Origin of the sequence: Lacisediminimonas sp. (assembly GCF_030645335.1) — a bacterium.
Lineage (GTDB): Bacteria > Pseudomonadota > Gammaproteobacteria > Burkholderiales > Burkholderiaceae_D > Lacisediminimonas.
Window position 1 is genome coordinate 21,021 of sequence record NZ_JAUSNH010000156.1, and the last position, 6,595, is coordinate 27,615.

Annotated in this window: 4 protein-coding genes and 1 pseudogene; all 5 read right to left on the reverse strand. The window is 63.8% G+C overall.

Features of this window, described 5'->3' with window-relative positions:
* Positions 1–82: 82 nt before the first annotated feature.
* Positions 83–1,747 carry a 4Fe-4S dicluster domain-containing protein gene (locus tag Q7T64_RS10975; RefSeq protein WP_304795442.1) on the reverse strand — a complete coding sequence of 555 codons (1,665 nt, stop codon included), beginning with the start codon at positions 1,745–1,747 and terminating at the stop codon, positions 83–85.
* The gene (locus Q7T64_RS10980; RefSeq protein ID WP_304795444.1) at positions 1,744–4,506 is read right to left on the reverse strand and encodes a molybdopterin-dependent oxidoreductase; all 2,763 of its coding nucleotides are present in this window, start codon (positions 4,504–4,506) and stop codon (positions 1,744–1,746) included. The genes Q7T64_RS10975 and Q7T64_RS10980 overlap by 4 nt, the downstream gene beginning before the upstream one ends.
* Complete coding sequence (locus Q7T64_RS10985; RefSeq protein ID WP_304795446.1) at positions 4,506–4,931, reverse strand: thioesterase family protein; 426 nt, start codon at positions 4,929–4,931, stop codon at positions 4,506–4,508. Before Q7T64_RS10985 ends, Q7T64_RS10980 begins: the two co-directional genes overlap by 1 nt.
* A 70-nt stretch (positions 4,932–5,001) precedes the next feature.
* The gene (locus tag Q7T64_RS10990) at positions 5,002–6,351 is read right to left on the reverse strand and encodes an enoyl-CoA hydratase/isomerase family protein (RefSeq protein ID WP_304795448.1); all 1,350 of its coding nucleotides are present in this window, start codon (positions 6,349–6,351) and stop codon (positions 5,002–5,004) included.
* A 59-nt stretch (positions 6,352–6,410) separates the two neighbouring features.
* Positions 6,411–6,595 (reverse strand): annotated as a pseudogene (locus tag Q7T64_RS10995) (benzoate-CoA ligase family protein); the annotation flags it as partial.

A 6,595-nucleotide genomic window follows, 5' to 3' on the forward strand; every position in this document is an offset into this window, starting at 1 on the left:
CAACCCTTCAACAAGCTGTCACCAAAAAAAACCTTGCGCATGCGCTGCCGTGTGTCGTGCATCCGACTTTAACTTCCACCAGTCAGGTCGACAGTGGCCGCCGGCTGTCGCCCGCCAGGCGCGACGGCGCTGCACGCTCTCCCGATCCCCGCTGCGGAACCTGCTTCAGCGAGAAACCCTGCGTGAAACTGGCGCGCACGATGACCACGAATTTCCACAGCGCGCCACCCGCGATTGCAGCCACGCCCGCCAGCAGCAAGGCACCCTGCTGCAGCGACGGGACCGCCCAGCCCAACGCCAGCAACAGCGCTGGTGCAACATGCCCGACCAAGTGTACCGGCCAAGCCGCCTTGTCCAGCACCGCGCGGGCCAGCGGCGGTATGCCGTTGGCGCGTGCCGTACCGACATAGGCGCGCCACAATCCGGCGCTCGCTGCCATCGCCACCAGTCCAGCCGCCTGCAGGGCAAACGGCGCATCGATGCCGGCCACCGCCAGCGCCGCCATCAGCGCGCCCCAGCCTTCCAGTATTCCGCTGGCGACAATAATGCCGGGAATCAGCGGCGCGCGCCATACGGGAATGCCGCGTGCGCGGTGCAGTATCTTGGCCTGGCAGGCCAGGAAAGCCGCCGCCAGCACGGCCACCAGCAGGAACAAGCCGCGCTGGGGAGCAAGCAGCGTGAGCAGCACGGCCGGGAAAAACAGCAGCGCCACATACAGTTCGCGCGTCATCCACGAGGTTTGCCAACGGGCTACCGCGCGCCAGAAACGCAGCTTGCGGCCGATTTTCAGGAACACGAAAAACAGGCCGGTCGCCACCAGCCCGGCAGCCAGCGCCAGCAGCGCGCGACCGGCAAGCGGCTCCAGCATGCCGGCTGCCGCCAGGAGGCCGGTGAAGATGGCCAGGCCGGTGCCGGCGCCGCCGAAAATCCAGTTCATCGCCGCCCGCCAGTCCCAGAACTTTTGCACTGCGCCCACCAGCGGATTGGCCGGATCGGCCAGCCGCTCCTGCTGGTCGGGATCCGACTCGGCCGCCGCGCCGCGGCCCGGCACTGCCGGTGTCGTGTACAGATAGCGGATTTGCGGGTTGGTGCCCAGTTCCTCGTTCAACTGCAGGCTGGGTTGCTCGCGCACCAGTTGCGAGACGATGCTTTCCGGATTATTGAAGTCGCCAAAGCGGATCGCCTGGGAAATGCAGGACGCCGCACAAGCCGGCGTGGCTTCCAGGTCGACGCCCGGCATCAGCCCCTTGGCCAGCCCGGCATCGATCCTGGGCTGGCAGAAGGTGCATTTCTGGGCGACGCCGACGCGTTCGGGATGGGCCGTGGCTTTTTCCTGGCGCGTCTGTTGGCCGTAATAGCCCTGCGGATCGTGTTCGATGGTGCGCGCCTGGTAGGGGCAGGACACCACGCAATAGGCGCAGCCGATGCACATGTCGTAGTCGATCGTGACCAGGCCATCGTCGCGCTGGCGGGTGGCGCCGGTCGGGCAGACCGGCACGCAGGGCGGTTCGGCGCAATGCTGGCAGCCGGTGACCACGAAAAAGCGCTCCACGTCCGGGAATTTGCCCTGCTCGACATCGATCACCCGACGCCACTGGATGTCCGGCGTCGTGTCATTGGCCTGCTTGCAGGCGATGGTGCAGGTCTGGCAGCCGACGCAGCGGTTCAGGTCGACCACCATGCCCCAGCGTGGCTTGGCAGTGGCGCCGGCAGCCGGGCCGGGGCGGGCGATATGGGTCTCGATCATGCTGGCGCTCCCTTCTTGGCGCCAAGCAGCTCGCCGCTCGATGCGCGCCGCAAGCGGATGCGCATGATGTCGGCGCTGCTGCCGGTGCCGTCGGTCAGCTTGAGCGACAGGTCGGTCAGCGAATTCAGGCTGGGCAGGTTCAGGTCCTTGGCGAACGGCGTCTTCCAGTGTGCGAACTGGCCGATCATCAATACCGTATCCGGGCGGATGCCTTCGCGCAGCACGGCCTCGCCTTCCGTCGTGCCCGACACCGATTCCATGATGATGCGCTCGCCTTCGGCAATGCCCAGCTCGCGCGCCCGCGAGCGATTGATGATCACGCCGCGATGGCCGGCGATATTGTTGGCCACCTCATTGATCATCGGCAGGCCGACATTGGCGCCCCAGGCGTATTGCATCGAGCGCGCTGTCAGCGCCCAGAACGGAAACTCGTCCGGGTCGCGGCCGTACTCACGCGCGTATTCGACCCAGATGTCGGGGAAGGACTCATAAGTCGGCAGCGGCTCGTATTCCTTCAACTGGTGTTCCCACCAGTCGATGCCGGCTTCATGCATGCGGTTCGCCAGTTCCTGGCCATGGCGCATGATGCGCTCCTGGTACGGCATTTCGAAACGCAGGCGCTGGCTGGTCAGGGCCGGGTACAGGTACCAGTTAATTTGCGGGAATGGACGCAGCAAGTAACCGTTTTCCTTGAACCAGGCCAGGTCGCGCACCTCCTCGCCATTGGTCAGGTTGTGGCTGGCCGCCTTGGCGAAGGCATTCCAGACGTCCTCGCACTTCGGCGCCACTGTCGGATCGAGCGAATAATCGTAGGTGCCCTTGCGGTCGACCAGGCCGATACCGGCCGCGCCGCGGTTGATCGCCTTCACATACTCGTCGAGTATGCCCACGCGCCTGGCCAGTTCGGTGGAAATGTCGGTGAAATCCATCGTGTCGCAGGGTGACTCGATGGCGGGTTGCCGCACCGCCCAGCCCTCGTGTTTCCAGAACTGCTGCATCATCTTGGTGCTGCCCACGCGGATGATCTGCAAGCTTTCCAGGTCCAGTGCTTCCGGCAACAGCACGTCGGCAAAATGATTGGTTTCGTCGTCGGTGTAGGCAAACGACACGATGAACGGAAACTCGGTGAGCCGCTCCGCCACCTGCGGCGCATTCCAGGATGAAATCGCCGGATTGCTGCGGTAGCAGAACCAGACATCCGGCGCTACCGTGCGCGGCCAGTTGTCGGGTGCTTTTTTCTGGAACAGCCAAGGCAAGTGTGCCGGCCCCAGCGCTGCCGACCACGGCGAATCCGACGACAAGGGCACCAGCGTCTTGTAGGCATTGCGAATGCTCGGCTGTTTGGACCAACCCTCGCGCGAGGTTTCGTTGAACTGGTAGGACATCAGTCCATCCACGCCGTGCGGCTTGACCGAGCCCACGCGGGAAGTGGCGGGGCGTACCAGCTTGACCGTGGTGCCCAGCGTGCCGCCCGGCACTTCCAGCGCGCCCACCAGCACCGCCAGCACCGTGCGCGCCCAGCAGCAGTGATAACCGCCCCAGCCATTGTTGACGCCTTTGCCCAGCAGCACCGACACTGGCCGGAAAGGCAGTGACTGGCCATCGACTTCGATGGTTTCGCCGACACAGGCGTGGGCCAGGTATTCGTCGGCCACGCGACGGATCGAGTCGGCCGGCACTTCGCATTGGGACGCCGCCCAATCGGGCGTGTAGTCCTTCATGTGCGCCATCAGCAACTGGAACGCCGGCCGGCCGATCGCCGCCTCGTGCGCAAAGCGCGCTTCGTCAGCGCCGTGCTCGACGCCGGCCAGCGTGAATTCGCCCTCCAGCGCCGGGTCCACCAGGTCGTCGGCGTCATGCGCCTTGGCGCGGCCATCGGCCAGGTCCCACACCAGCGGGCGGCCGCTGGCATCGCGCAGGTACCAGCCGTTGGGACCCACCAGGTAAGGGGAACTGGTCAGGTTTTTCAGGAAAGGCAGGTCGCAGACATCGCGCCAGTTACGCTGGTGCAGGATATGGTTGATCAGCCCGAACAGGAATGCGGCATCTGTCTTGGGCTTGATCGGCACCCATTCCGCCGACAAGGCGCCGGTGACCGACAGATGCGGCTCGACCTGCACGCGCTTGGCGCCGCGCACCCGCGCATCGGCCTCGCGCCAGATGCCGACCACCCCGGCCGATGCTTCGACATTATTGCCGCAGTTGATCACGTAATTCACATACGGCACATCCGGCGAGACGATGAATGCGCGGTGCCAGAGTTCGCCATACAAGTGTTCGGAGTGATAGCACTTGACGCCCTGTCCGGCGCCATAGCCGCCATCGATCGGCCCCCATGCCGCCATGAAGGCAGGGAAGGTGCCCATGTACTGCACCGGTGTTCCGCCGCCGCCCGTCGTGACGGCCACGCGCGGCACGCCTTCATCGTTCAACATGCCCCTGGCGCGCACCTGGCGCAGCTTGTCGGCGACCAGGTCCAGCGCCTCATCCCAACTGATCGGTACAAACCCGGGATCCTCATCGCGCCCCTTGCGCGGATTGGTCCGCTTCATCGGCTGCTTGATGCGGTTCGGGTTGTACGTCTTTTGCACAATACCGTAAGCCTTCACGCAAACCCGTCCACCGCCCGGATGTTCGCCTTTTACCGCGTAGTTCGATTCAATCCGTTTGGCAATGCCGTCTTCGACTTCGACCGTCATCAGGTCGGGACCGGAGACGCATTGGTAGCAGTAGATCGGTACTTTGCGTGAAGTGGCCATTACGCTGCCCCCTGTTCCCGGGCAGCCTTCAGGCGATCCTGCTTCTTGGCCAGCCGCGCGGCCTGCTTGGCGGTGTCGACCACAAAGCGCACATGGGTGGCGCGGCCGACGGTATCGAGCTCATCCTTTACCTCGACTTCGAAGGTCAGGCGCGGCAGCGCAATTTCAGCCACCGTGACCAGCACCGTCACTTGCTGTCCCAACAGCGTCGGCGCCAGATGGTCGATCACGACCCGTGCACCGACCGAATCCTCGCCAAGGTCGTGATGCTCGACCAGCAGGTTGCGGCAGGAATGTTCAACGTCATGCACCATCGACGGCGTGGCATACACCCGCAAGCCGTCGCCCATGAAGCCGATGGTGCGTCCCTGGTCCACCTCGAGAGTGCGGCTGAAGGTGGTGCCGACTTTCAAACTGTCTTTCATGCTGCCTCCAAGTCTGTTTGTACGTCAGTTATTGCGTTGGCGGCGACCTTGCGCCGGCCGCCGTCAATCCTTACATGCGCCGGCTGCTGGCGTCCCAGAAGCGTTCCAGGTTCGAAATCAGGGCCGGGCTGAAATGGCAGAATGCCTGTTCCCTGGCATACATGGCCATGTAATTGCGAAACAGCTCCATCGGCTCATGCGCGACCCGAAACGCGCGCCGGTTGCTGCCGGCGCTGACCACGCCGGAGCGGTTCATGGCGTCGATCACTTCATCGATGGCTTGCGTCATCTGGCCATCTTCCACGATGCGGTCGCAGACCAGGCGGCCGACATCGCTGTCGCAGTGGATGACGCGCTCCATCATGATGGCCTGGCGCGCAATGCGGTCACCGACAAAGCGCGGCAGCCGCATGTTCGCCGCACCCGGCACGATGCCTTCCTTTTTTGCCGGCAGCGTCAGGTAGGCAGACTTCTCGGCCAGGTTGACATCCGTCACCAGCAGGTACTGGCAGCCGCCGCCGATGGCGAACGATTCGATTGCCGAAATCCAGATTTTTTCCAGCGTCTGCCCGCGGATGTCATCGGGCTTGCGATCGGGGGTGGCAATGCCGCGGAATATCTTGTTCAGGAAGCCCATTTCGCGCTTCATGTACCAGAGATAGGACACATGACCGTAATACAGATGGGTCAGGTTGATGCCGGTGCAGTAGACCCGCTTGCCCTGGTACTTGCCCTTGGTGAATTCAGCACCGCGCAGCACGCCGGCCTGGATCTGCGGATCGAGCATGCACAGGTCGACTGCGATTTCCTGCGCGTCGCAGGTCGAATCGTCTTCCGCATTCAGGAAGCGTTCATTGTTCAGGTAGACATAACCGGCTGTGCCCTGGCGCTCGACGATCACGGTACCGAGATCGACCCGGCCATCGCGCTTGAACGCTTCCAGGTAGTCGGCGGTGCGCGGGTGCGGCAGCAACATGGCGTGGCACAGGTGCGCGCCGCAAGCAGGATCGGCCAGTACGGTGGACAGGAACAGGCCCTGGTCGATCTCGTGACCGTCCTTGTCGCCCTGGCGCAGTGCATTTTCACGCGCCAGCACCTTCGCGTCGGGCACCAGTCCCGGGAATTGCAGCGCGGCTGCATCGATCAGCGCCTCCAGTCGCAGCAGCACTGATTGATCGGCGGTCAGCGCGTGGTAGACCGCCACCACATGCTGTTCAAGGAAACGCTCGCGGCTGCTGCGGCCGGCGTCCAGCAGCGCAGTGGCCTGGGCTTGCTGGGCGGCGTCGCGCTGTGGCTTTGCCGGCAAGCCATCCAGCGCCAGCGACAGCGAGCGCCAGTATTCGGTAAAGGTGTGGCAGTCCGACTTGAAGTCATTGCTTGCTGCGGGTATCGCCTGTTGCGCTTGCATGGTGGTAGACATTATTTGCTGCATTCCTTTGATCATGGGATTCACTTTTTAGCTTTGTTGCTGGTCCGACCTCAGGCCGTGACCTTGCGCTGCGCAATTTCAAAATCGCGCATGCGGAATTTCTGCACCTTGCCGCTCGCCGTGGAAGGAAATTCTTCGACGAAGCGGATTGCATGCGGCACCTTGTAGCTGGCGATCCGCTTCTTGCATTGCGCCTTCACATCCTGTTCATTGAGCGCCGCGCCGGGCAGCGGCC

Coding starts and splice junctions, on each gene's coding strand:
- Q7T64_RS10975 (WP_304795442.1), bottom strand. CDS start 1,747: ATGATCGAGACCCATATCGCCCGCCCCGGCCCGGCTGCCGGCGCCACT.
- Q7T64_RS10990 (WP_304795448.1), bottom strand. CDS start 6,351: ATGTCTACCACCATGCAAGCGCAACAGGCGATACCCGCAGCAAGCAAT.
- Q7T64_RS10985 (WP_304795446.1), bottom strand. CDS start 4,931: ATGAAAGACAGTTTGAAAGTCGGCACCACCTTCAGCCGCACTCTCGAG.
- Q7T64_RS10980 (WP_304795444.1), bottom strand. CDS start 4,506: ATGGCCACTTCACGCAAAGTACCGATCTACTGCTACCAATGCGTCTCC.